Source organism: Solidesulfovibrio sp. DCME (assembly GCF_049995385.1).
Lineage (GTDB): Bacteria > Desulfobacterota > Desulfovibrionia > Desulfovibrionales > Desulfovibrionaceae > Solidesulfovibrio.
Genome location: NZ_CP188261.1, coordinates 2,535,074 through 2,557,807 on the forward strand (window position 1 = coordinate 2,535,074; position 22,734 = coordinate 2,557,807).

Consider the following 22,734-nt stretch of genomic DNA (forward strand, 5'->3'; position numbering starts at 1 on the left):
CACATACTTTCTTCGACGGGCGATTAACTCAGCGGTTAGAGTGCCATCTTCACACGGTGGAAGTCCGGGGTTCAAATCCCCGATCGCCCACCACCGAACCGAAAAAACGCTCCGCTTCGCGGAGCGTTTTTATTTGGCGGCGCGGCGGTCATTGGATGCCGCGCGCCTTGAATTCCTGGAGCTTGCGGGAATCCTCGACGATCTTGTTTTTGAGGCCCTCGATCTCGCGCACGTAGTGCTGCTTGATGATGCGGATCTCCTCGCGGCGCCTGGCCGCGGCCGGGTCGTTGGCCACAAGGGCCCGCATCTCCGAGTCGTAGCCGGCCAGGGTGTGCTCGTACTCGGCGATGGCCTTGCGGGCCGTCTCGATGGACCGGGCCAGGTCGCCCGGGCCGGGCGGCGCGGCCGGGCTCGGCAGGGGAAAAAGGGCCAGGGCGGCCCAGAACAGGGTGGCGAGGCAGGCGCGTCGGAACATGGGCGCTCCTTGGGGGCTTGCCCTCGACATAGCCGCATTCGGCCGGCTTGACAAATCCCGGCCCGGGGCGTTTCCATCCCCGGGTTTTCCCATCTTTCCCAAAAGGATTCGCCATGGACATGCAGTGGTTTCTCGATCGCGACCCCTTTGCCGGGCTGCTCGGCATCCGCCTGCTCGAAGCCGGGCCGGGCTACGCCAAGACGGCCATGGACCTGACCGACACCCATAAAAACGGGGCCGGCGTGGCCCATGGCGGGGCCGTCTTCAGCCTGGCCGACCTGGCCTTCGCCGTGGCCTCCAACAGCCACGGCAAGCTGAGCCTGGCCGTGGCCGCCGCCATTTCCTACGTCAAGGCCGGCATGGGCAAGACCCTGTTCGCCGAGGCCCGGGAAGTGTCGCTTGGCGGCAAGATGGCCACCTACGCCATCACCGTGACCAACGACGCCGGGGAGCCCATCGCCGCCTTCCAGGGCACGGTCTACCGCAAGGACGTGCCCTACACGCGGGAGACGGCGTGATCGAGGTCGTGCTGTTCGAGCCGGAGATTCCGCAAAATACCGGCAGCGTGGCCCGGCTGTGCGCCGCCACGAAAACACCGCTGCACCTGGTCAAGCCGCTGGGGTTTTCCCTGGAGGACCGGTATTTGAAGCGGGCCGGCCTGGACTACTGGCCCCACGTGAACCTTTCGGTCTGGGAGTCGTTCGACGATTTCCGGGCCGCCCGGCCGGGCAGCCGCGTCGTGGCCACCACGGCCGGCAACCGGGGCCACGTTGCCGCGGCCTACCACGAACTGGCCTATGGCCCCGACGACGCCCTGGTGTTCGGCACGGAAAGCCGGGGCCTGCCCGAAGCCCTCATCGAGGCGGCCGGGGCGCGGGTGCGCATCCCCATCTGGGGGCAGGTCCGAAGCCTCAACCTGGCCAACGCCGCCTCGGTGGTGCTTTACGAGGCGTTGCGCCGGCGCGGGGAACTGGACGGGAAATAGTCAGACAATTTTAGACAAACGACTTCTGATAATTGGGATACGGTATTGATTTGAATTCGGTCGGAATATCGATTGTTGCGACAATCGTAATTTTTCATGCTCGCGTGAGAAATTAGTATGAAGATTTCAATTGGTGACAAAAAGACTGACTATTGCTGTAAACGATTTGAAGAATGTGTGCAGGCTGGCGAGATTGTTCATTCTGATGGATCTGATGAAACTGAATGGTACATACCAGCATGGCACCGTTTATATTATTGTCCATTTTGTGGTAAGTTCGTTATGGGACATGGTTATGGGCATCTCTCTTCAGACTAGACTGGGACATTTGTGAGAAGCTCGTTTTAAGATAGACAGTTTTGCCTTTTTTCGATCATGGACAGGGACAGTCGCGAGCATCGTCAGCGAGTGGATGGGCAAGTGGAGAGGGATAGGGAAGAGCAAGCCGGAGGACGGTCCGGCCGGGCAACGCGCCGGCCAGACCGATGAAAGGTGCCTTCGGTAGGTGCTCCTAGAGAATCTGCTCCAGGAACTTTTGCGTGCGCGGGTGCTTGGGGCTGGTGAAAAATTCCGCCGACGTCGCCACTTCCAGGATTTGCCCCTCGTCCATGAAGACGATGCGGTCGGCCACCTCGCGGGCGAAACCCATTTCGTGGGTGACGCAGACCATGGTCATGCCCTCCCGGGCCAGCTTGACCATGACGTCGAGCACCTCGCCGATCATCTCCGGGTCGAGCGCCGAGGTCGGCTCGTCGAACAGCATGATCTTGGGGTTCATGGCCAGGGCCCGGGCGATGGCCACGCGCTGCTGCTGGCCGCCCGAGAGCTTGGCCGGGAACACGTCGGCCTTGTCCAGGATGCCGACCTTGTCCAGGAACTGCCTGGCCAGGGCGTCGGCGTCGGCTTGGGGGATCTTCTTGAGCTTGATGGGGGCCAGCGTCACGTTTTGCAGCACGGTCTTGTGGGGGAAGAGGTTGAAGCTCTGGAAGACCATGCCCACTTCCATGCGCACCTTGTTGATGTCCACGGACGGGTCGTAGAGGTCGAAGCCGTCGACCACGATGGTGCCCCGGCTGATGTCTTCCAGCCGGTTGATGGTGCGCAGCAGCGTCGATTTGCCCGAGCCCGACGGGCCGATGATGACGACCTTCTCGCCCGGGGCCACGTCGAGGCTGACGTTTTTCAGTGCCGCCACCTGGTCGAAGAACTTGCTGACGTCCGCGATGCGGATGATGGGATTATCGTTTGACATGGTGGGACAACCGCTCCTCCATGAAGCTGACCAGCTTGGAAAGGATAAGCGTGATGATGAGGTAGATCACGGCGACCATGGTGAAGGTCTCGAAGTACTCGAACGACTCCGAGGCGAATTCCCGGCCGCGGCGCAACAGGTCGGCCACGCCCAGGATGGACACCAGGGAGGTGTCCTTCAAAAGCGCGATGAACTCGTTGCCAACCGGCGGCAAAATCGTGCGCCAGGCCTGGGGCAGGATGACGTGGTACATGGTCTGGGCCCGGTTGAAACCCAGCGAGCGCGCCGCCTCGGTCTGGCCCACCGGGATGGAGGCGATGCCGGCCCGGAAGACCTCGCCCATGTAGGCCCCGTAGCACACGCTCATGGAGATGACGGCGGCGAGCAGGTCGGGCACGTGCACGAAGCGGCCCAGGGCGTAGTAGATGTAGAAGAGCTGGACGAGCAGGGGCACGCCGCGCACGACCTCGACGTAGGTGGAGGCCACGAGGTTGATGTACTTGTTGCGGGAAATGCGGCCAAGCCCGGTGATGAGCCCGAAAACCAGGGCCAGGATGATGGAATAGACCGTGACCTGGAAGGTGACCAGGATGCCGTCGGGCACGAACTTGAAGATGCGCAGGTACGGGTCGGGCTTGAAAAACAGCAGGCAGGCCAGGATGACGACGGCGCCGATAAACGACAGCCACCAGGCCGAGACCAGGCCCTTGTCCGAGGGTTTGGGGATGGCCGCGCCGTCGCCGACGTCGATGACGACGGTGGCTTGTTCCTCGGGAGTCTTCACCTTTTTTGTCATGGGAAATGTCCGCCGGGCGGCGCCCGCCGGCCCGTGGGACCGGCGGGCGCCGTGAAGTCATAACGTCGCGGCCTTACTTGCCGCCGCCGATCCACTTGGCCAACAGCTGCTTGTCGATGCCTTTTTCCTGGACGGCCTTGATCCCCTTGTTGATGAGGTCCAGGTCTTCCTTGTTGCCCTTCTGCACGGCGATACCGTAGTATTCGTCCTCGCCGGCTTCGATGATGCAGGCGATCTTGAGCGCGCCCTTGTACTTGTCGTTTTGCAGGGCGTACTGGGCCGCGACGGGGTCGTCGCAGACCACGCCGTCGATGCGGCCGTTGTAGAGGTCTTCGAAAGCCAGGCCGACTTCGTCATAGGACTTGTCCTTGACGCCTTCCGCCTTTTTCACGGCGAAATGGCCGGTGGTGCTGATCTGGGCGCCGAGCGTCTTGCCCTTCATGTCCTCGATGCACTTGGCGGCGGACTTGACCGGCACGACCAGGGCCTGGCGGACCTTGAAGTAGGGGGTGGAGAAATCCATGGTCTTTTTGCGCTCGTCGGTGATGGAGACCGAGGAGCAGATGGCATTGTACTTGCCACCGGCCAGGCCGGCGAAGATGCCGTCCCAGGCCACGGCCTTGAATTCCGGCGTGAACCCGGCTTCCTTGCCGGCGGCCTTCATGTAGTCGATGGCGTAGCCGGTGATCTGCTTGTCGGCGTTGACGAACTCCATCGGCGGCCAGGTGGCGTCCGTGGCAAAGACAATGGTTTTGGCCACGGACGGGGCGGCGGACAAGGCGACGAGGGCCAGGGCCAGGACGAGTTTTTTGACCATGGAGGACTCCTTTGTTGGACGTGACAAGGGCATGGGGGACATTCCCCTTCGCACCGGCGATCGTTTCAGTCACTTGTGGCTGAAACGACACCAAAATTCAAGACGATCGTCCGGCAAATCGCGGTTTCGGCCTCAATTTCCCCGGCCTGGCCGGCACTGCCAAGATTGGCAAAACGCCGCCAGTTTTTCCAGGTTTTGCCCGAAATCCGCCCGGCCGAAACCGATGCGGAAGCGGTCCGACCATTCCTCGCCGTAGAGCCTGCCGGGCAGCAGCAACACGCCGGCCTGTTCCAGGGCGGCCCGGCAGAAGGCGTCGGCGTCGCCGTCCACCAGCCCCGGAAAGGCGGTCAGGCCGCCCTTGGGGCTGACGAAATGAAACAGGCCCGAGTGGTTGTGGAAAAACGCCTCGAGCAGGGCCCGGTTTCGGGCCAGAAGGGCGCCCATGCGGCCAAGCCGGGCCTCCTTGGCGTCTAAGGCGCACACGGCCAGGTATTCCGAGACGGCCGAACCGCAAATGGACAGGTAGTCCTTGACCGCGGCCATGCGGTCGAGCAGCCCCCGGTCGCGGCAGGCCACCCAGCCCACGCGCAGCCCGGCCAGGCCGAAGGACTTGGACAACACGCCCAGGGACACGGCCCGGTCGTCCAGGTCGCAGGCCGCCGGCAGCGGCGCCAGGCCCGGCCCCTCGGAGAACCGGTAGACCTCGTCGGAAAAAACCCGGACCCCGCGTTCCCGGGCCATGGCCAGCATGGCGGCGAAGGCCCCGGGCGTGGGCATGTAGCCCGTGGGGTTGTGCGGGAAATTGAGGACCAGGGCCCTGGTGCGGGCGCCCAGGAGCGCCCCGAGGTCGGCCATGTCCGGGGCGAACCCCCAGGCCGGGTCGCAGCGCCAGGCCGCCGCCCGGGCGCCCAGGCTTTTGGCCACGTCGGTCAGGGACTGGTAGCACGGGGTCGGCACCACGACCTCGTCGCCGACGGCGAGGCTCGCGGCCATGAAGGTGAAGATGGCCTCCTCGGCGCCCACGTGGACCAGCACGTCCTCGGGCGAAATGGTGGCATAGAGCCCGGCCACGGCCTGGCGCAGGGCCGGGTCGCCCCGGGAATCGGTGTAGCCCAGGCGTACCTGGCCCAGGCCGGCGGCGGCCCCGGGCACGAGGTCGCACAGTTCGGCCACGGACAGGGTTTCGCCGTCCGAGGCGCACAAAAGGCGCGGCGCGCTGAATTCGTGGCGGGCAAAAAAGCGTTCCAGGCGAAAAGGCGGCAGTTGCACGGCGTTTGCCTTCCTTGATGGTTGCGGCTAGGGTGTCGTCGGAAACAAGCGGACATACCGATGAATCCCTCTCCCGGCAAGTTGCTTTTGGGGCTTGGGCTCGCCCTGGCCTGCGTGGGCGCGGCCATGCTCCTGGCCGAGCGGCCCGGCTTGTGGCAGGACCTGTGGCGTCGGCTGCCCTTGGGGCGTTTGCCCGGTGACATCCGCATCCAGCGTGACGGCTTTTCCGTGTACGTTCCCTGGCTCACGTGCCTGGTCATCAGCATCGTGCTGACACTTCTGGCTGCGTTGTTCCGAAAATGACCGGCCAGCCTCCGGCCGGGCCGGCATTGTGGCCGCAAACGCTTTGTGCTAGGATCGCTTCTCTATGGCTTTCGACATCGCCCAGTTCTTGCGTACCAACAAGACGATGGCCATCTGGGCCGCCTTTTTCGGCTTGGTCTGGTTGGCCAATTATTACGGCCTGTTCGGATTGGTTTTCATCACCTATATCCTGTGCTTTCTCTTTAACGGCCCCATCGAGTCCCTGGCCGCCAGGACGAAGCTGCCGCGCACGCTGTGGGCGGCGGTCATCTATATCGTTTTCGTGACCGTGGTGCTGTTGCTGGTCTCCTCGGTGGTGCCCAAGCTCGGCACCGAATCCACGGCCTTCCTCAAAAAGCTGCCCGACACCCTGGAAACCCTGCGCAAGCATCTGGACCAGTGGGCCTGGCTGGCCCCGGACATGGCCGCGCCCATCTCCAAGGTCAAGGATTACCTGGCCTTGGAAGCCCTGGTCGGGGTCAAGGCCGAAACGCTTTTCACCCTGGCCGTCAACTCGCTCAACCAGGTCACCACCTACATCTCGACCTTCCTGCTCGGCACGCTGTTCAGCTTCCTCATCATGCTCGATTTCCCCAATCTGCGGGCCAAGACCATCGCCCTTCGCGACTCGCGGCTGCGCGACATCTACGACGTCACGGCCCGCAGCGTGGTGCGCTTCGCCATCGTGGTGGGCATGGGCTTTCGGGCCCAGATGATGATCGCCGCCGTCAACACGGTGCTTACGGCCGTGGGCATGTACTTCCTCGGCATCGAGCCGGTGATGCTGCTGTCCACGGTGGTCTTTTTTTGCGGCCTGATCCCGGTGCTCGGCACGTTTATTTCCTCGGCCCCCATCGTGCTGGTGGCCGTCAACACCACCGGCCCGGCCCATGCCCTGTGGGCCATCGTCATGATCATCATCGTGCACACCATCGAAACGTATGTGCTCAACCCCCGCATCGTGGCCGCCATGTTCAAGATCAGCCCGCTGATCACGCTGATGATCCTCTACGTCGGCCACAAGCTTTTCGGCCTGTGGGGCATGGTGCTCGGTGTGCCCATCTCGGTCTTCGTATACCGCCATGTCATTCTCGGCACGGAATTCCAGTTGCCCCGCCCGACCGACGCCGTGGCGGGCGGCCCCAAGCCCGGCGCGGCCTCGCCCGACCGGAAGGATTGAAGCAGTGGGATGGTACCTGCGTCTTGTCGCGGCCGCGGCGGCGGCCGCTTGGCTGTGCCTCGCCGCCTGGCCGGCCCTGGCCGGGCTTGAGGAAGGGGTCAAGGCCTACCGTGAGGGCGACTACGCCAAGGCCCTGGAGGAGTTCTTGCCCGTGGCCGCCGCCGGGGACGCCGCCGTGCAAAACCAGGTGGCGGCCATGTACTACACGGGGCAGGGCACGCCCCAGGATTTCACCAAGGCGGCCGAATGGTTCCGCAAGGCGGCGGTGGCCGGCAACGCCGACGGCCAATACTGCCTGGGCAAGCTCTACTATTACGGCCAGGGCGTGCCCCAGAATTTCGAGGAGGCGGCCAAGCTGCTCATCGAGGCCGGGCTTGCCGGCAAGGGCGGGGCGCAATACCTGCTGGCCACGCTGTACCTGTATGGCAAGGGCGTGTCCAAAAACGCGGTCAAGGCCTATTTCTGGTCGATCCTGGCCGTGGAGGCCGCGGACCTGCCGGGGGAGGACAAGCCGGCCGCCGTTGGCCTGCGCGACCAGATCGAAAGCGGCCTTGCGCCGCGCCAGGTCGAGTCCATCCAAATCATGGCCCGCAACTGGGCGCCGCGAAAAAAGAAAGGCAGTTGACCGGATTGCCGGTTTTGCCGGCCGCGTCTCCCCCTAGGCTTCCACGTTTCCCGCTTCGTCGCGGAAATAGCCTATCTCGCCGTTGCTGGTGATGCCGTGCCGTTTCATGTAGCCCAGGCATTGGGCGAGCTTCGCGTTGGAAAAGGCGCGCCATTGTTTTTCCTTGGCCAGGGATTGGGAGGGAAAACCGCTGACGTGTTGGAGGTTGAACAACCGGCAGCCGTATTCCTCGTGGACCTGGCGCAAGGTATCGTAGAGGCTCGCTATGGTCAGCTTCATGAGGACGACGGAACAGCCGTATTTGAACTGCGGGTATTCTGTAGTGCAGAGGTGTTGCACCGTGCGTATGTTGCGTTCGAAGATCTCGAAGTCGAAACCTCGAATGATTCTGTGAAGAGCCTTGTCGTTTGTGTCGATGGAGAAGGTCAAGTGGTCATGGGAATCCATGACCAGGCGCCAGAGTTTGGGAGGTACAGGCAGGCTGCCCGATGTCGTCGTCGTCGTGAAGACTTTAGGCCGGTGCTCCTTGAGGAGCTGGAGAAAATTCCTGAGGTTTGGATAGAGAAAAATCTCTCCGAAGCAATTGGTATTGACGCCGTCGGCGTTAACGAAGTGGTGCGTTGCAAATTCCCGGCAATAGTCCAAGGGAAGTCTGGCGGCCTTTGTTTTTCTGTTTATCCCCTTGTATTTTTGAGATACGCCGCACATGAAGCAGGAGAGGTTGCATTGGTCTGTCAGGCCAAAGGAAATGATGGGAATCCTGGGTTGATGGATATCACGCGGCTGGCCCATACGATCCTTGCCGCTGGTATTGCGTAGGGTGCCGTGATAGATACAATTCGTGCAAATGCCGAACTCGAAGCCGTTGTTCAGATTTTCTCTGTATTGCAGAATGGTCGGATTGTTCCACAGGTCCTTGATCTCGGCGGCATGCCGGATTTTGCCGACGGGCGGCCCGCCGCAGCAGATCGAATATTCGCCGTTGGGGTAGACGACAAGCTCCTCCCAGGGTTTCGTACAGAACTTGGCGTAGGACACATGTTGCGGCATAGGGCAGACTCGTACCTGTTTGGCAGGCCCAGATGGTTTTGGTGTGATACGGTGGGAGTGCCGTCGCGCGGGCACCGGGGCTTTCGCCAGCCCGGACGGCTTCGGCTCGCGTGGACAGGCAAAACAGCCTACGCTACGGCAAACCGCTTTCGCAAGAATTTTTCGGGCGGATGCGCCAGGCGCCGGGTGCACCGGGCCTTGGCCTGGCCCGCGGCCGGAACCCGAGGACGTATTGGCGGCTTGGTGTCGGCACCACAGCCCCGCGCCGCCCCGACCACTCCCACGCGAGGGGCGGCGCCCCGCAGGCCGTCGGTGCGCCTCGAAGCCCCCCCCGCAACCGGCGCGAAACGGGCCTGCCTGTGGCAGCGCCTCAAAGTATGGCAGGGAAGCAAGACAGCGCGACAGCGCCTGGAGGAGTCCGCAATATGGAAATCCATCGGGCCGGCAGCCAAGCCTCCCTGGTCGGGGCCGGCGAACGGTATACCGGGGCGGTCCGCATCGACCCGCTTTTCCCCGAAGGCCAGCCGCCCTCCAAGGTCACCAGCACCGTCGTCACCTTCGAACCCGGTGCCCGCACGGTCTGGCATACCCATCCGTTGGGCCAGACCCTCATCGTGACGGCCGGTTGGTGCCGGGTGCAATGCCATGGCGGACCTGTGGCGGCCATCGGCCCGGGCGACGTGGTCAGGATACTGCCCGGTGAAAGGCACTGGCACGGCGCCTCCCCGGCGACGGCCATGAGCCATATCGCCATCCAGGAAGAGCGTGACGGGTCGACGGCCCAGTGGCTGGAGCCGGTGGACGAGGCACAGTACGCGGCGACACCATAATGCCGGGAGCCCGCGAGAAAAGCGGGGAGCGTCGAGGAGGGGAACGGGCATTCTCTGGGGCGACACAGGCAGTGCCGCTGCCGTTAAGGGCATGTCGTTCGGGTATGCTTTTTGTTCCGTTTCGGTATCCCCCGAGGCTTTCGGGCCGAGGCCGGTAGAAAACCTATTGCCGCGGTGGCATGTTCCTGGCGGTGCCTCCTTGCACGCAAAGCGATCATCCCTAAATCACAGAAAAATCTGCCGTTCCGTCGTTCAAGATCCAGTACCGGAAACAGAGTTCGTCCTTTTGGTCGCCGCGCATGGTGTCTGTGACTGTGACAATCTGGACAGCGGCAAAATAGCCATTGACGTTACGAAGAACGATAAATTGCTGGAGTTGTGGTGTTTGGTGTCGTGATGAAAAGTCTAAGGCAGCGGCATTGTGAATTTCTTCGACACTATTCACACCATTTGCCAGGGTCAGTCCATGGATTGTAGGTGGATCGTTGTAACAATGAATGGAAGTGTTGCCTGACTTGCTCCACTGAGTCTCAAATGCCCAAGATCCAGTTCCGATTGTGTAGTGTCCATCATGACTGCTGTAGTCAAAGTGGATTTCTCCTTGTGTGCTCTGGCTTTGTGGCGAAGGTACAGCACTGGCTTTGTATGTGAACTCATTTCTGTCCGGCTAATCCAGAAGAGATAGCTGTTTAGTATTATTGAATTTTACTCGTTTTCGTTGAGGTTCAACGAGATCGAGGATGCTGCAGCACTGAAATAGATTTCGTTGCACCAGCCGAGCCAGATAGTGCAGGCTGATGCCGATCTTTGACAGGAACTTCTGGTAGGTCAGGAGCAGGTACGCGATCATCGCCACGTAGACCTGGGACAGGACGGCATTTTTCGAGTTGCCGAGGAACGACTTGATCTTGAGGTTCTGCTTGATGAACCGGAAGAAGATTTCGACCTGCCATCGCTCCTTGTAAATGTCGGCGATGGTGCGGGCCGGCAGGGTCATGTGGTTGGTGAGGAATTCAAGGTAGTTGTTGGTTTCTTGATCTCGATAGCCAACGCGGCGCAAGGTCATGGTTTTTTCGCCAACGGCGACCTGGATGATGTGATCGGAGGTGACACCCGTTGCCCGATCAGTGCGGTGGCGCTCAATGACCCGAAACCGGGCATTGCTCTTGAGTCGCGTGACCAGGAAGACGTCGGATTTACAGAGCTGCCGAAACCACGTGTAGTCGTTATAGCCCCGGTCAAAGACCACGATTGATCCCTTGGGCAGTTTGAGCAGCTTGGCGATGTTGACCTCATGGCATTTGGCTTCGGTGACGGTGACCACAGCCGGGAGATAGCCGTCATGGTCTACGACTGTGTGCACCTTGATGCCTCCCTTGGCTGTTCGGAATTTGGCCCAGGGGAACAGGGTCAGGCACAGGTCGATGACCGATGCGTCAAGGCTGAACAGCTTGTTTTCAAAAGAAAATTTGTGTTTCGGCGCTTGAGAAAGACACCTCGTGTAGAGTTCGCCGAACAGGGCTTCGAACATGGCGTAAGGGCGCTTGTTGTTGGCGTCGGCAAAGGTGGACCGGGGCACAGGCTTCACGCCAAGATGGTAGAGCCGGCTGGAAGCGGCATTCATGCCCATGATCCCGTCCCGCAGGCTTTTGCATCCGGCCAACTGGGCGTGAAGCAAGTGGACGAAATGACTCCACGGAGAGAATGTTCGAGGCGAACGTTTTGGCTTATGTAGCTTAGATAACTTGGTAAATACAGATTTTGGCACCAGGGATAGGAATTGGGCGAAGACGGTGATAGCGCTTTGCATGTGCGGAATCCTCTTGCCGATTTGTAGGTGGGCCTCGCAACTCTACCATACAGCAACAAGAGTGATTCCGCATAGTTATAAAGGCAAAAAAGAAGTTCTATCCCCTTTAAAATAGGCAATATGATGCGCGCTGGTGCCGGTAGATGCCGTTGTGCAAGGATTTTTGAACTTAAAGTCATGAAGTTTAGTGTCAATTTTTACAGATTGATCGCCGAAGCGTAAAGGCATCAGGAATCTAGTCCAGTCGTCTCTCTCAGGCGTCAAGCCTTTTCTTAACCGGACAGTAATGATGTGAACTCGCTGTATCCGAGCTTCTGGAGAACGAGAACGGCAACTTCGGCTGGTGTTTTTGTGCGAAGATCGACAAAGGCTGTTGTCGAGAGAAACTCAGGGAGGCTGCAATCGTCGAGGCGGATGGGAAGGATATGCTCTTTGCCAGTGGGCATTGCGTTACGCTGTATGGCGTCGAGTTCCAACAGGGTCCATTCGTTGTGAAAGTATTTTTTAGATAGAAACAGGAGAATGTATTTAGCTTGCTTTGTGTACAGTTTTGGGAGATAGTTCTTAAGATCCTTTCCCCATGAAGTATGTTCTTCGGATTTGTAATAGAAGAGCGTGATTCCTTTACTCCGAAGATGTCCGGCTACCGCTTCTGCGTAAGAACAATCTTGTTCGGCAACTGAAATGGCAACGTCAAAGATGCTTTCTTTCAGGTCGTGCCACTATTTGATGATCATGTAGTGAAAGGCGGATCGAAACGTTATATAAGAAAATCAGTGTGACTTCTTGTTGGGTTATACAATTTGAAGGTTGTCTCTGGCGAATAAAGGGCTGTGCCTTTATGGTTGAGGTGGTTGCTCCTCCACGGTCGCGGTACCCACATTCCGTCTGTCGGCAGACAATTGCACAATAGTTCATTCTGAATGTCTGCCTTCAAGACCAGGAGAAATACGGCCATGCTCGTATGGATCACACGAAAAACCGTCCTGACGCCTTTGGCGGTGGGTATGGCAACCCTAAGCCCGAGGATTCACACTGGTCCAAGAGAAAGCATCCTTCTTGAATTTGCCAAAATAACCAAACAAAAAAACGGCCCAGGATTGCCCCCGGGCCGCGTATTATTTTGGTAGCGAGGGAGGGAATCGTAATCATTGGTATCTATTTGAAAATATTTAATTATTTTTATTAAAAAGTGCGGATATACCCAGATATACCCAAGGAAAAAAATATTTTTTGACTTCAATTCCTGCTGATCTTTTCCCTGGGTTGGCTCATTATATCTATGGTAATTACTTTCTTGATTTAGTGGATGGTTGTTAGAGATAAATGCTCAATTAATGTCTGTCTGTAGAATAAACCCTTCGTACTTTCCACGAGAAAGATGTGTCCTCATATTGTATATCCTTTTGTTCGGAAGATGTTTGATCATATTTGACGCGAAGGCTTTGCGCTCTTCGAATCGGTTTGAACATCCCAGCCTAAGATAATGATATCCAAAACCATGAATGCGCGTTCAATAGCTGCATTGTTAGCAGAGCCTATTTCCTGCGGAAGTCCTAGAAATTTGTGAGTCTAATTTTGACAAATTGATTAACAATAGAGGGTTTTGCAAAAATCGGTTTTGCTAAATAATCCTGCAAAACCGTATGGATAGGAGTAGAACGGAAGCTGGTTATGTGGTAGTTTGAGTTCACCACAAACCTAAACTAAAACCACACGAGCCAGCTTCCATGAGACTCCTATCACGCATCCTCGGTGCCATACAAGGTTCTTTGATTCCATGTTTAGAAGAAAAGTTTGGTTCTTTGACAGATAAGCAGAAAAGACTCGTTGAGATTATTGAGTTGGTTCGCATAGAAGATCATATTTCGGATTTGCCTCGATTCGGAAGAGGTAGGCCATCATATAGTCGCGCAGCTATTGCCAGAGCGTTTATTGCGAAAGCTGTTTTAAATTTTCCTAACACAAGGGCTCTCGTTGAAGCGTTGCAATTGATGCCAAGTCTTAGACGGATTTGCGGTTTTGAAGAACACAAAACTATTCCGCATGAATCTGTATTTAGTCGTGCATTTTCAGAATTCTCTTTAAAAGGTTTGCCTCAAAATGCCCATGAAAGACTTGTCAGGCTACATTGTAGCGAACGATTGATTGGGCATATTAGTCGTGATTCGACAGAAATTAACGCCAGAGAAAAACCAACTAAAAAAATGAATCCGCCCAAACCCAAAAAACGCCGCCGCAGGGGGCGGCCGATTAATAGCAAGACAAAGCCAAAGACAAAGAAGCTACTTGAGCGACAGATAGAAATGACTAGCGACGAAGCCAGAATGACTCTTCCTATGGCATGTGATATCGGTGCTAAATCTAGCAGTAAGGGGCATTTTCGTCGATGGATTGGATATAAATTACATATTGATTCGGCGGATGGTCAAATTCCTATCAGTTGTATACTTACTTCTGCTTCACTACACGATAGTCAGGCAGCCATACCGTTGGCAAAAATGTCCGCTGAACGAGTAACAAGTCTCTATGACTTGATGGATTCAGCGTACGATTCCAAAACAATTCGCGACTTTAGTCGTTCATTGGGGCACGTTCCGATTATTGATTTTAACAAAAGACGCAATGGAATAAAAAAAGAAATGGAGCCAGCAACTAGCATTCGATACAGAGAAAGAACTAATTCTGAACGTGTTAACAGCCGTCTTAAAGATGATTTTGGCGGAAGAAGTCTTATGGTTCGCGGTGGACCTAAGGTCTTTGCTCATCTTATGTTTGGCATCCTTGCGTTGACAGCAGATCAATTGATTCGTTTGTTGACAGTATAGCAACAATATGATTTTGATACTCATAAATCAGGATATTCGTTTCTGAATTATGTGCAAAATAGAAACACGACAGCATTAAAACACATTAGTGTTTAAAAATGAGCACTCATGCCCGTTGGAATGTGTTAATTCTGTAGCTCGTATTATTTTTGCAAAACCCTCAATAATCAGTCGGCTGACACCCTGAAATTTTGGGAAGTCTTTTTGAAAAACAACTCGATTGATGAATTGCACGGACTTGTTGGCAAATTTCGCGCAGGCATAAATCGGATTCATCATGATCACGCAGGCAGTTAGATGAGGGCGGGTATTCACTTCGAATTGAACTTCAAACCAATGACGGTAGCGTTCGCCATGTTCCTCTGTAAATTCTGCTGTGACGATGACTCCTTCAATGTGATTATATTGCACAGCAAACTCTCAGCTTTATTGCGTGTGATAGTAGACGATATGGTGATCTCGATGTTGTCCGATAATAGAGCGCTAACGGACGTTGTTACGCCTCGTTGGCCTTCCACTTTTCAACTTAGCAGTAACAGTCACCCGGGAAGCGCTTTTGGATATACAGCGAAACGCCTGTCGGGGGGTTACGTGTTCTTACAGGAAGTCCTCTCCGCGCCTGAAATACCCCCCCCCCACAGGCGTTGGGAAGACCACAAAAACCAGCCAGACATCCATCAATCCACAGAAACACCCCACGTGCGTGGGGACGATTAGTCCATGGCCAGCCGGTAGACGTCGCCCTCCGGTTCACCCCCACGTGCGTGGGGACGACGGCTTCCTCGCCTTCCTGCGCTCCGGCGGCAACGGTTCACCCCCACGTGCGTGGGGACAACGGGATGCCCAGGCCGCTCAGGCCGGACTCGTCCGGTTCACCCCCACGCGCGTGGGGACAACTTGCTCCATAAATTCGCGTTCGGCGTCATCGCCGGTTCACCCCCACGCGCGTGGGGACAACTTGTCGCCCACATAACACTTGGCCTTAACGATCGGTTCACCCCCACGCGCGTGGGGACAACCCCAGCGACAAAGCCTTGAGCCAGTCTTCGGGCGGTTCACCCCCACGCGCGTGGGGACAACTTCCCGTTGTGCTTCGAGCGTGGCCACATGAGCGGTTCACCCCCACGCGCGTGGGGACAACGCGTTGTTGATAAGCGCGTACTCCATCTCCGTCGGTTCACCCCCACGCGCGTGGGGACAACCCGAAGGCGCTGACGATACCCTTTCCGATGGACGGTTCACCCCCACGCGCGTGGGGACAACTCAGCGTGCCGCAGCCCTGGCGGACAGGGCGTCGGTTCACCCCCACGCGCGTGGGGACAACGTCGTCCTCGACGCTGGCCTCGGCGCGAAGGACGGTTCACCCCCACGCGCGTGGGGACAACTCCAACCATCAACCCACGAGAATGTCATGGATCGGTTCACCCCCACGCGCGTGGGGACAACGCGACAATTGCAGAGCTCCAAGCCGACGTCGCCGGTTCACCCCCACGCGCGTGGGGACAACACGTCCTTGGTCACGGTCTGGCCGTTGTCGCTCGGTTCACCCCCACGCGCGTGGGGACAACTCCAGGGCCCTGCGGGCCTTGGCCAGTTCGGACGGTTCACCCCCACGCGCGTGGGGACAACTCTTGCAGTTCGGCATTATCAAGGTTATAAAATATATTTTTCCCATACGCGTGAAGACGATTCTCCGGTGCGATTAATCTAAAGGTAGCTCCAGCCGTCGCTGAACTTGGACAGAATATGCAAGTCCTAGACACTCATATCGGCTGCCCCGAGCCCGCAGGACTAACCGGAGCGATCAAAAAAAGGCCGAACCCGAAGGCCTTGCCGGAACCGATGCCGTTGATCAGTGCCTGCCGAAAGGCTTCCGGGTCAGTGACCCGAAGGAGGCCGTTGAAAAGGACCGAACGCAACCGCTGTCTTTTGTCATTTTCTTTATCGTTTTTGTTAAAATAAACGTACCCTGGCAAAACGGTCGTGGCGTCCCGCGTGATAATAAAACCTGCCGATTCGCCCCGGCGGGCAAGCCAGTCAATAAGACGGTCGGTCGGAACGGGAACACGCATTCCAATGGATTCTTTTTTTGCATCCGGAGAATGTTTGCTCAGGCGTCTGGTCGGATTTGCCTCGAGGCGGAACCGAAGGTGCTGGTCTTTCAGAAAGTGTGGCTCAAATGGTTTCGCCTTATCAGGGGGGGGGGGCTGCCAGAAGATGGTTCGCATTGTGAAAGGCATAGTTCCAGTCTGGCTCTATGGCAGACTGTACGATGATCACAGCCCGGCCATTGGGGAGGGAGTCTATGTGGAAAAGAAAGCCTGCGTCCACGGAACGTTTCTCCCCGACTCGGCCGTTACCAAACATATCCGGATTGAATGGTTTGAGGAAGTCCACATCTTCGGCTTTCCGGGACGCGGACGGAAAGGCCATGCAAAGACGCTGGTGGACATGATAGCGATTCCTCAGCCACGACCGCCCAGGCCGAGGTCGGTCGGGGTTGTTGCCTACGTCAATCAATAGACAAGACCGATACACGGCTATTCCACCTCCTCGGCGGCAAGACGCCGACGTCGGGTTTCCAGCGAACGGAATTTAAGAATCTCAGCCCGTTTTTGAATGATCCGCTCGCGCCAGCGGGGATCCTCTGGATTGATGCGGTCCAACCCCATGCCGAGGCCATATTCGAGCATAGTGATGGCATCATGGCACAGACCGCAAAGTGAGCGTAGGTCTTCCAGGCGCTCATTGCCGCCAGCCCTTCGGTAGGTGACGTGCTGGACGGTCATGCGCGGGCCGGGCGACTTGCAGAAGACGCACAACCCGGCATCAGCTTTAATTCGCTCTTCGCGGCGCTTCCGATATTCCGCATTCGTGTAGTCCGCGCGCGGGCGAGGCACGGCTGGGGCAGGCCCCTGCAGCGCCTCACCAACGGCAGGCGAAATGCTATCGCGCAAGATAAATCGTGGCTCGTGGACCGGTGGATCGAAGCAAACCGGCACGTCATACCACACTTCCGCGTCATCGGGAGCGACGTCATCTCCTGAGGCGGGCCGCCATTCCACAAGTGCTTCCATCGTCCCGTTGTGCGGCGTCGCGTCGGCTTTGTACCGTGGGTGCCACGAGACGGCACCCAGGGCGGCGATCAGGTCGTCATGGCAGCCGGGATTCGTCCACGACTCACCCTCGCGGGGCTTTGCAAGCACCGGGACGGACGGAGGGCAGGACTTCCGGCCAAGAAAAACCGGCCACTTCGGCGACGCAATTGCCTCGGCGACTTCATGAACCAACTTTGCATCACCCTGGAGGGCCACGAGAAAGCTTGCGTCGGCCAAGTACTCACGGCGCGTGACGAGCGTGCCCTGAGCACCGGTCTTCAAACCGCCCCCAGCGGTTGTCATGCCGATTCCCGCTCCTACCGTTTGGTAATCCCACCACCGCGTGCCGTGCCGGTCGATGCGCACTCCCATTGCGAGCCTGTTCAGTTCCGACAGGCGTCCCCGCGCCACTTGACGCGACAGGCCCATGGCGCAGCAAATCAAGCCCAGCACGCCGGATTTGGTCGGCGCATCCAGGGTCCGTCGGATGACAAACTTTGAGGTGTCACCCCAGGCCTGGAAGGGGCCTTCGAGGCGGAGAAAAAGTGCGTTGGCTTCGGTCATTTCGCTGTCTCCGCAGAGGTCCCGCTTGCGTTTATCTTCTTTATGACCGCATTGACGAACGCCTTGAACTCGCCGAAAGGACCGGCCACGGATTGTTCTTTCTCATTTCTATTCTCGTCCTTTGCGATACAGGTCAGGCGATAGCACAAGTTTGGCGAGAACCAGAAACGTTCGGACTCGATGCCATAACCCACAACGAGATCGTGGACGTGCTGGCCAAGTCTGGCGATGCTTTCGCCAATCAAACCACGTTCCGACTTTTCCGGCACTGGATTGGCGAAAGCGTTGCTGTAGCTGATGGGCGTGGCTGACTGGGTTTTGACCTCCACCAGAACTCCGTCGGGCAGATTGAATGCCGCGTGTGCGTGCTGTTTGCCTGAAGGGTAGGCTTGGGCGGCTGCTTTAAGGAAGGACCGTACTGTCTTGCTGGCGAGCTCATTATCGTTTTCTAGGTTCTTCTTCAACTGCTCAAAGTCTATAGCAAAGTATTTGTAAAAGCAGGCTGAGTTGAACATGGCCTCGTTGACGTGGGCCGCGCCGGAGTCCTGGCCAGGTACGTCGTCGGCAGCAGTGAAGTAGTCGACTTCGTTCACGACCGCGTGTGTCGAGAGGGCGTCGGCGGCGTACAACGCGCCTTCAACCGTAAACTTACCCTTCAGGCCCGCAAACGCGCCTTTGGCATCAAACTCCGTCATACGGCCACAAAGTGCGATGTCGGGTGTCTTGACGAACTTGCCGATGATCTCGGCGAAGCGCTCCCCCAGGTCGCCGTTTCCGTCGCGCACGGCAGCGCCCATTTCACTGATGGCGGATTGAGGCAGAAAGAAGAGTATGTCGAACGTGTTCTCATCCTTCAGGCCAACCCCCGCGTCGGTAAAAACCTTCCGGATGGCCACACAATCTTCTTTTTTCGGTTGGTTTCCTTCGCCTGCAGCCTCCTTTGCGATGAGTTCGATCAGCCGGCGTGTACGTACGCCGCCGTCCTTTTCCAAAGCGGCAGAAAAATCCTTGCTGCGCCGGATGCTACGTTTGAGACACTGGCTGGAGATGCGCGCACGGGTGACGCCGCCGAAGATGCAGGTCTTGGGCGCGCCAAGATCATCCCGGTTCAGATTCGCCGGGCTGTGATTCTGGATCATGTGGATTTCGATCAACATTTCTATGCCCTCCTCTCTTTCGAATCAGTCGCAGTGAGATATGTTTCGGCCCAGATGTCGCGAACATCACGTCCTCGGCGGTGGGCATCGCCTCGTTCCCAGACGGAGAGATCGTCGAGGAGTTGTACCCAGTCGATGCCTTTCACATCCCGCGCATGCGGCACGTGCCCAGCGACGGCTCGGGCGACCTCTCCCATCGCCCAACGCAAAATCGGCTCCAGAGACGACAGAGACGAGCAAAGTAGAGCGTCGAATCGTGTTCGGAAGCGCGTGCAGCCATCCTCGTCGAGCGGTTCACAGATGCCCAACACTTGAGGCAAAGAGGGCCCTGTGCCTAAATCGGGCCGGATGTGCGGAACGCGGAATGCGCCGAAAAGCTTGGCCACGAGCCATGACGGTTCCCGGCGCGGGGTCGCCGGACTTTTCGTCCGCAACGGCCACCAGAGGCCCGTGAAGAGGTCGAAGCCCTGGAGAGTTGCGTCGAGCGGCCGTCCGGCCAGCCGGCGCAGCCGCGAAAGGTCGCCTTCCTGCAAGACCGAAAGTCTCTTGATGTAAGCAGCGGTTTGGCTCATTTTGAGCTTCCCTTCTTGCGTTCACGTTTTGATTTGCTAGACATGGCTGCTGGCGTACCTGCGTTCGACATGTGATATTTCTTCTCAAAAAAATCTTCAAGCGTCTTGTTCAACAGCGCTTGCGCGCAATTTCGCGCAGCATGCCGACGAAGCGGTGAACCAGGTGTTACGGAAGCGACAGCTAGATCCACCATCGGCGCATAGACTTTATGCAAGAATGCTTTGTCTTCGGTTGCATTATCGCCCGTCAATGCATTTCTTCGGCCCAGTATGTCACGAATCTGATTCTCAACACTTGGCGTCAGAAGCTTCAAGGAGGCGTCAATTTCGGGATGCTGCCGCTGAGGGTTTTGTGTCACCTGCTTGAGCAGGGCTTGCAACTCGCCGCAACAGTCAGCGGACAGCTTAGCTCGACTTTGAACGTCATCAGACGCATCCGGCAGGCGTACGGAAACGCAGTCCTGGAACGTGAACTTGTTGACAATCGGACCGATAGCAGTAACGCTTCCAGCCTGCACTCGCTGCAAACGAAGTGCGTTGCGCCAGAACTGTGATGCGTGCACGGCCACATCCGCCCCCAATCTAGGCAGAGATACGGCTTCTCCATCAACTAGCAGATGGGGATCAGCATCCCAGAACTTTTTCGCCCGGATGTCCTGCTGATCAAGCAAGGATTTTTCTTCCTTCGTGGGATTTCTGGTCAACTCCTGGATGAGCTTCTTGTTACCCGCCGCATACAATTGGTCGAAGATCCTTGCAATCTTCTCTTCACTACTCTCGTTTTCGGGTGCCTGGGCGGCATTGGAATCGGCTTGTGAGAGCGCCGACATCCTGCACTTAAAGACGATAGGGGAGATTTTGACGACCTTGTCGGCCAGCTTGCGCTTGTCCGTCTTTTTCGCCTTGTAATCACTGTTGAGCTGTTGAAATTCCAATAAAACATCCTTGCAGAATTGCTGACCCGTGGTGACCGGAGTGGGCCACCCATTCTCAATACATAGGCTTGTTGCCAGTATTCCGGTTTGCCCGCAGCACGCGCAATGATAGTCGCTGTCTTCGACATTCAGCCACAACTTGCGGGGGCGCCAAGCAAACTTGGCGACTGCGTCAGGTGAATCCGACGGCCCGTTTTCCAACCATGGAGCCTGATCAGTTCGCGGATTTGTTGCTGGAAGATTTGCGCAAAAGGTCTGACACAGGTTCTTCCCTTCAATAAATGCGTAGGCCGCTGAGCCTGGGTTGACTGATGCATCATAAGACCCGTTTGCCGGAGCCCAGACTGAAAACCGCAAGATTCCCATCGCGCAACACGCGGGGCAAAACCCGCAGGAACTATTACCATACACAACGTGGCGCATATGATTCACTGAGTTCGCTCCAGGGAATTCGACGAGTAGATCGCCGATGGGGCGCGTTTTTTTGCTCTTCAACGATCCATCCTGATAGAACCTTTTACCGTTGCCCAACAAATTGAACGCGGGCTTATTTTCTTTCAGTTTCGCCAGCCAGTTATTCGGTATGCCGGTCCTCTCCTCGTCCAACGCAGAGAGGCAAGACTTCACGTCCTCTTTGCACCACAGAAGCACGGCCAACAGGAAGCGCAAGAGCGCCACTCTGTCCATGGGATTGCTGGCGACTAACTGTCGAATTGTGTGAGCATCTGTCAGTGCTTGGCAGATCCCGACGCGATCTACCTTCCCATCACAATAAAGAACAGGTATCCATTTTTCTTCAAGCAGGTTGTAAGCTATCTGCGTTACTGGATGGTCCATATGCTTTTCCTTCAGTGCATGTTTGATCGGAAGCACAATATTAGGAATGCTTCCAGGCAGGTATACTCAGCCCCAAAATGATTGAGAAAGTACTGTGAGAGGTTACCGCGCCCGGTCTCCTGAACACAAGTGTTTCTTACACCACCCTCGCCAGCGCCGCTTGATCCATCCAGTGCTGTCTGATCTCTAGCGGGCTGAGAAAGCGTTTTTTTTCGACCCGCCACTCGCTGTTGTACCTGGCGATAAATGCGCAAGCCGCAGCTCTGACTTCTTCAACGTTCCCAAACACGCGGCGTGGAGGGCTTGGTCATTGGCTCCTGTTGAACCGATCCTCCACGCCGTGGGTCTGTGTGCTCCATAAAGGCAAAGCTGGGGTAATGCCCCAGTACTTGAACGGCGCAGGAAGTTGTCGGGCAGGTACTGTGCCCCATGATCCATGAGCGGGGAAAGTCTCCTGATGGCATCCCGCCCAGACCGAGCCGGAAACGATCCCAACCCTTTTCACATTGAGATTTTTACATATTAGTGTCAATAGTAACGAGTTTTTCTTAAAAACACATGGGGTAGTCAATCGGCAAGCCATGCTGCCTTTGACCGAACGATTTGTCCTTCCTGAAAATACGCGTCAAACACGACACCCGATTTGTGTCCCGTCATTGCCATGGCCTCGTTTCTCGGTACACCTTGACGCCCAGCTTCCGTGACAAAACCGCTGCGAAGACTGTGTGCGCCGAAACTTTTGGGATCGAGACCGGCGCTTGCCGCGAGTTTTTTCACGACGCGGTTTATCCCTCTTGCGGACAGCCTCCCTTCGATCTCGCCAGCAGGAGAAACGGCCCGAAAAATTGCCCCTGCATCAATGCAAGCGGCCTGGAGCCAAGCTTCAAGCGCCTTGGCAGCTCTCCCCAGCACTGGCACTTCCCGTCCGACGCCCTCCTGGTCGGTCTTGGACCATGGGATGTGGTATAGGAAGCCGCCCGGCACCACGGTCAGATTCTCGACCACGGCCCCGGCCACCTCGGACCGGCGGCGACCGCCGCTGGCAAAGGCAAAGAGCAAAAGCGCCCGGTCCCTGACGCCCCGGATGTCGTCCTGGCAGGTGGCCAGCATGGCATCCAGGACGTCCAGGGTGGCCGCCTGCTTCTTCTTGGGGCCTTGCCCCTGCCTCGCCCTGGCCCGCCTGGCAGAGGCCAGCAGGGCACGGATTTGGGGCATGTGGATGGGGTTGTCGACGCCCTGGCTCCCGTGGACCACCGATAGGGCAGCAAGCCGGCGGGCAACCGTGGCCAGGCTGTGTGTGCCAAGGCGGGCCTTGATCCCTTCGGCGACCAGGGTGGCGTCCACAGGCTCG

The 22,734-nt window shown here is 57.5% G+C and carries 23 protein-coding genes, 1 tRNA gene and 1 CRISPR repeat array; of the genes, 8 read left to right on the top strand and 16 right to left on the bottom strand.

The window, feature by feature from the left end; all coding sequences use genetic code 11:
- The first annotated feature begins 17 nt into the window (after positions 1-17).
- A tRNA-Val gene (locus ACP59X_RS10930) sits at positions 18-93 on the top strand.
- A 55-nt stretch (positions 94-148) separates the two neighbouring features.
- Here ACP59X_RS10930 and ACP59X_RS10935 read toward each other — a convergent pair.
- Positions 149-475 (bottom strand): hypothetical protein, encoded by a 327-nt coding sequence (locus tag ACP59X_RS10935; protein WP_428569327.1) that lies wholly within the window; start codon positions 473-475, stop codon positions 149-151.
- 113 nt (positions 476-588) lie between these two features.
- Here ACP59X_RS10935 and ACP59X_RS10940 point away from each other — a divergent pair, with 113 nt between their 5' ends.
- Both ACP59X_RS10940 and ACP59X_RS10945 read left to right on the top strand, forming a co-directional pair.
- On the top strand, positions 589-993 hold the full coding sequence (locus ACP59X_RS10940; protein ID WP_428569330.1) for a PaaI family thioesterase: 405 nt from the start codon (positions 589-591) through the stop codon (positions 991-993).
- Positions 990-1,460, top strand: coding sequence for a tRNA (cytidine(34)-2'-O)-methyltransferase (locus ACP59X_RS10945; RefSeq protein WP_428569333.1), 471 nt, complete (start codon positions 990-992; stop codon positions 1,458-1,460). The genes ACP59X_RS10940 and ACP59X_RS10945 overlap by 4 nt, the downstream gene beginning before the upstream one ends.
- Before the next feature lie 511 nt (positions 1,461-1,971).
- On the opposite strand, the gene ACP59X_RS10950 is transcribed toward ACP59X_RS10945, so the two are convergent.
- The 4 genes from ACP59X_RS10950 to ACP59X_RS10965 all read right to left on the bottom strand — a co-directional run bounded on the left by ACP59X_RS10950 (position 1,972) and on the right by ACP59X_RS10965 (position 5,594).
- The gene (locus ACP59X_RS10950) at positions 1,972-2,712 is read right to left on the bottom strand and encodes an amino acid ABC transporter ATP-binding protein (protein ID WP_428569336.1); all 741 of its coding nucleotides are present in this window, start codon (positions 2,710-2,712) and stop codon (positions 1,972-1,974) included.
- Positions 2,699-3,508: an amino acid ABC transporter permease gene (locus ACP59X_RS10955; RefSeq protein WP_428569339.1), complete on the bottom strand. Its 810-nt coding sequence runs from the start codon at positions 3,506-3,508 to the stop codon at positions 2,699-2,701. The genes ACP59X_RS10950 and ACP59X_RS10955 overlap by 14 nt, the downstream gene beginning before the upstream one ends.
- A gap of 73 nt (positions 3,509-3,581) precedes the next feature.
- On the bottom strand, positions 3,582-4,325 hold the full coding sequence (locus ACP59X_RS10960; RefSeq protein ID WP_428569341.1) for a basic amino acid ABC transporter substrate-binding protein: 744 nt from the start codon (positions 4,323-4,325) through the stop codon (positions 3,582-3,584).
- A gap of 132 nt (positions 4,326-4,457) precedes the next feature.
- A complete protein-coding gene (locus ACP59X_RS10965; RefSeq protein WP_428569345.1) occupies positions 4,458-5,594 on the bottom strand; it encodes an aminotransferase class I/II-fold pyridoxal phosphate-dependent enzyme in 1,137 nt (378 codons plus the stop codon).
- Between the two features lie 60 nt (positions 5,595-5,654).
- Here ACP59X_RS10965 and ACP59X_RS10970 point away from each other — a divergent pair, with 60 nt between their 5' ends.
- The 3 genes from ACP59X_RS10970 (at position 5,655) to ACP59X_RS10980 (ending at position 7,702) form a co-directional block, all read left to right on the top strand.
- Entirely contained in the window at positions 5,655-5,897 is a 243-nt protein-coding gene (locus ACP59X_RS10970; protein ID WP_428569347.1) for a DUF2905 domain-containing protein, read from the top strand.
- A gap of 64 nt (positions 5,898-5,961) precedes the next feature.
- Complete coding sequence (locus tag ACP59X_RS10975) at positions 5,962-7,077, top strand: AI-2E family transporter (protein ID WP_428569350.1); 1,116 nt, start codon at positions 5,962-5,964, stop codon at positions 7,075-7,077.
- 4 nt (positions 7,078-7,081) lie between these two features.
- Positions 7,082-7,702 carry a tetratricopeptide repeat protein gene (locus ACP59X_RS10980; RefSeq protein ID WP_428569353.1) on the top strand — a complete coding sequence of 207 codons (621 nt, stop codon included), beginning with the start codon at positions 7,082-7,084 and terminating at the stop codon, positions 7,700-7,702.
- 33 nt (positions 7,703-7,735) lie between these two features.
- On the opposite strand, the gene ACP59X_RS10985 is transcribed toward ACP59X_RS10980, so the two are convergent.
- On the bottom strand, positions 7,736-8,752 hold the full coding sequence (locus tag ACP59X_RS10985) for a radical SAM protein (protein WP_428569357.1): 1,017 nt from the start codon (positions 8,750-8,752) through the stop codon (positions 7,736-7,738).
- Positions 8,753-9,177: 425 nt separating this feature from the next.
- Here ACP59X_RS10985 and ACP59X_RS10990 point away from each other — a divergent pair, with 425 nt between their 5' ends.
- The gene (locus ACP59X_RS10990; RefSeq protein ID WP_428569360.1) at positions 9,178-9,582 is read left to right on the top strand and encodes a (R)-mandelonitrile lyase; all 405 of its coding nucleotides are present in this window, start codon (positions 9,178-9,180) and stop codon (positions 9,580-9,582) included.
- A 220-nt stretch (positions 9,583-9,802) separates the two neighbouring features.
- Here ACP59X_RS10990 and ACP59X_RS10995 read toward each other — a convergent pair whose 3' ends face one another.
- The 3 genes from ACP59X_RS10995 to ACP59X_RS11005 form a co-directional block, all read right to left on the bottom strand.
- Positions 9,803-10,027 carry a hypothetical protein gene (locus ACP59X_RS10995; protein WP_428569363.1) on the bottom strand — a complete coding sequence of 75 codons (225 nt, stop codon included), beginning with the start codon at positions 10,025-10,027 and terminating at the stop codon, positions 9,803-9,805.
- 222 nt (positions 10,028-10,249) lie between these two features.
- Positions 10,250-11,392, bottom strand: coding sequence for an IS4 family transposase (locus ACP59X_RS11000; RefSeq protein ID WP_428559724.1), 1,143 nt, complete (start codon positions 11,390-11,392; stop codon positions 10,250-10,252).
- Between the two features lie 272 nt (positions 11,393-11,664).
- Positions 11,665-12,105, bottom strand: coding sequence for a TIR domain-containing protein (locus ACP59X_RS11005; RefSeq protein ID WP_428569863.1), 441 nt, complete (start codon positions 12,103-12,105; stop codon positions 11,665-11,667).
- A 1,017-nt stretch (positions 12,106-13,122) separates the two neighbouring features.
- On the opposite strand from ACP59X_RS11005, the gene ACP59X_RS11010 reads away from it, so the two are divergent.
- Entirely contained in the window at positions 13,123-14,220 is a 1,098-nt protein-coding gene (locus ACP59X_RS11010; protein ID WP_428559722.1) for a transposase, read from the top strand.
- Positions 14,221-14,295: 75 nt separating this feature from the next.
- Here ACP59X_RS11010 and ACP59X_RS11015 read toward each other — a convergent pair whose 3' ends face one another.
- The 7 genes from ACP59X_RS11015 to ACP59X_RS11045 all read right to left on the bottom strand — a co-directional run bounded on the left by ACP59X_RS11015 (position 14,296) and on the right by ACP59X_RS11045 (position 22,727).
- On the bottom strand, positions 14,296-14,631 hold the full coding sequence (locus ACP59X_RS11015; RefSeq protein ID WP_428569366.1) for a hypothetical protein: 336 nt from the start codon (positions 14,629-14,631) through the stop codon (positions 14,296-14,298).
- Positions 14,632-14,966: 335 nt separating this feature from the next.
- A CRISPR array of direct repeats spans positions 14,967-15,849; the repeat unit is 29 nt; unit sequence CGGTTCACCCCCACGCGCGTGGGGACAAC.
- 134 nt (positions 15,850-15,983) lie between these two features.
- Complete coding sequence (gene cas6e / locus ACP59X_RS11020) at positions 15,984-16,448, bottom strand: type I-E CRISPR-associated protein Cas6/Cse3/CasE (protein ID WP_428569368.1); 465 nt, start codon at positions 16,446-16,448, stop codon at positions 15,984-15,986.
- A gap of 312 nt (positions 16,449-16,760) precedes the next feature.
- On the bottom strand, positions 16,761-17,882 hold the full coding sequence (gene cas5e / locus ACP59X_RS11025) for a type I-E CRISPR-associated protein Cas5/CasD (RefSeq protein ID WP_428569371.1): 1,122 nt from the start codon (positions 17,880-17,882) through the stop codon (positions 16,761-16,763).
- Entirely contained in the window at positions 17,879-19,039 is a 1,161-nt protein-coding gene (gene cas7e, locus ACP59X_RS11030; RefSeq protein ID WP_428569374.1) for a type I-E CRISPR-associated protein Cas7/Cse4/CasC, read from the bottom strand. The genes cas5e and cas7e overlap by 4 nt, the downstream gene beginning before the upstream one ends.
- 2 nt (positions 19,040-19,041) lie before the next feature.
- On the bottom strand, positions 19,042-19,611 hold the full coding sequence (gene casB / locus ACP59X_RS11035; protein ID WP_428569378.1) for a type I-E CRISPR-associated protein Cse2/CasB: 570 nt from the start codon (positions 19,609-19,611) through the stop codon (positions 19,042-19,044).
- Positions 19,608-21,383, bottom strand: coding sequence for a type I-E CRISPR-associated protein Cse1/CasA (locus ACP59X_RS11040; RefSeq protein ID WP_428569381.1), 1,776 nt, complete (start codon positions 21,381-21,383; stop codon positions 19,608-19,610). The genes casB and ACP59X_RS11040 overlap by 4 nt, the downstream gene beginning before the upstream one ends.
- 567 nt (positions 21,384-21,950) lie before the next feature.
- Positions 21,951-22,727, bottom strand: coding sequence for a site-specific integrase (locus ACP59X_RS11045; protein ID WP_428569383.1), 777 nt, complete (start codon positions 22,725-22,727; stop codon positions 21,951-21,953).
- Positions 22,728-22,734 lie beyond the last annotated feature (7 nt).

What these genes read in the sequence shown, in the direction of transcription:
- ACP59X_RS10935 (WP_428569327.1), bottom strand. Translation starts at nt 475, where the DNA reads ATGTTCCGACGCGCCTGCCTCGCCACCCTGTTCTGGGCCGCCCTGGCC.
- ACP59X_RS10940 (WP_428569330.1), top strand. Translation starts at nt 589, where the DNA reads ATGGACATGCAGTGGTTTCTCGATCGCGACCCCTTTGCCGGGCTGCTC.
- ACP59X_RS10950 (WP_428569336.1), bottom strand. Translation starts at nt 2,712, where the DNA reads ATGTCAAACGATAATCCCATCATCCGCATCGCGGACGTCAGCAAGTTC.
- ACP59X_RS10955 (WP_428569339.1), bottom strand. Translation starts at nt 3,508, where the DNA reads ATGACAAAAAAGGTGAAGACTCCCGAGGAACAAGCCACCGTCGTCATC.
- ACP59X_RS10960 (WP_428569341.1), bottom strand. Translation starts at nt 4,325, where the DNA reads ATGGTCAAAAAACTCGTCCTGGCCCTGGCCCTCGTCGCCTTGTCCGCC.
- ACP59X_RS10970 (WP_428569347.1), top strand. Translation starts at nt 5,655, where the DNA reads ATGAATCCCTCTCCCGGCAAGTTGCTTTTGGGGCTTGGGCTCGCCCTG.
- ACP59X_RS10975 (WP_428569350.1), top strand. Translation starts at nt 5,962, where the DNA reads ATGGCTTTCGACATCGCCCAGTTCTTGCGTACCAACAAGACGATGGCC.
- ACP59X_RS10985 (WP_428569357.1), bottom strand. Translation starts at nt 8,752, where the DNA reads ATGCCGCAACATGTGTCCTACGCCAAGTTCTGTACGAAACCCTGGGAG.
- ACP59X_RS10990 (WP_428569360.1), top strand. Translation starts at nt 9,178, where the DNA reads ATGGAAATCCATCGGGCCGGCAGCCAAGCCTCCCTGGTCGGGGCCGGC.
- ACP59X_RS11000 (WP_428559724.1), bottom strand. Translation starts at nt 11,392, where the DNA reads ATGCAAAGCGCTATCACCGTCTTCGCCCAATTCCTATCCCTGGTGCCA.
- ACP59X_RS11010 (WP_428559722.1), top strand. Translation starts at nt 13,123, where the DNA reads ATGAGACTCCTATCACGCATCCTCGGTGCCATACAAGGTTCTTTGATT.
- cas6e (WP_428569368.1), bottom strand. Translation starts at nt 16,448, where the DNA reads ATGCGAACCATCTTCTGGCAGCCCCCCCCCCCTGATAAGGCGAAACCA.
- cas5e (WP_428569371.1), bottom strand. Translation starts at nt 17,882, where the DNA reads ATGACCGAAGCCAACGCACTTTTTCTCCGCCTCGAAGGCCCCTTCCAG.
- cas7e (WP_428569374.1), bottom strand. Translation starts at nt 19,039, where the DNA reads ATGTTGATCGAAATCCACATGATCCAGAATCACAGCCCGGCGAATCTG.
- casB (WP_428569378.1), bottom strand. Translation starts at nt 19,611, where the DNA reads ATGAGCCAAACCGCTGCTTACATCAAGAGACTTTCGGTCTTGCAGGAA.
- ACP59X_RS11040 (WP_428569381.1), bottom strand. Translation starts at nt 21,383, where the DNA reads ATGGACCATCCAGTAACGCAGATAGCTTACAACCTGCTTGAAGAAAAA.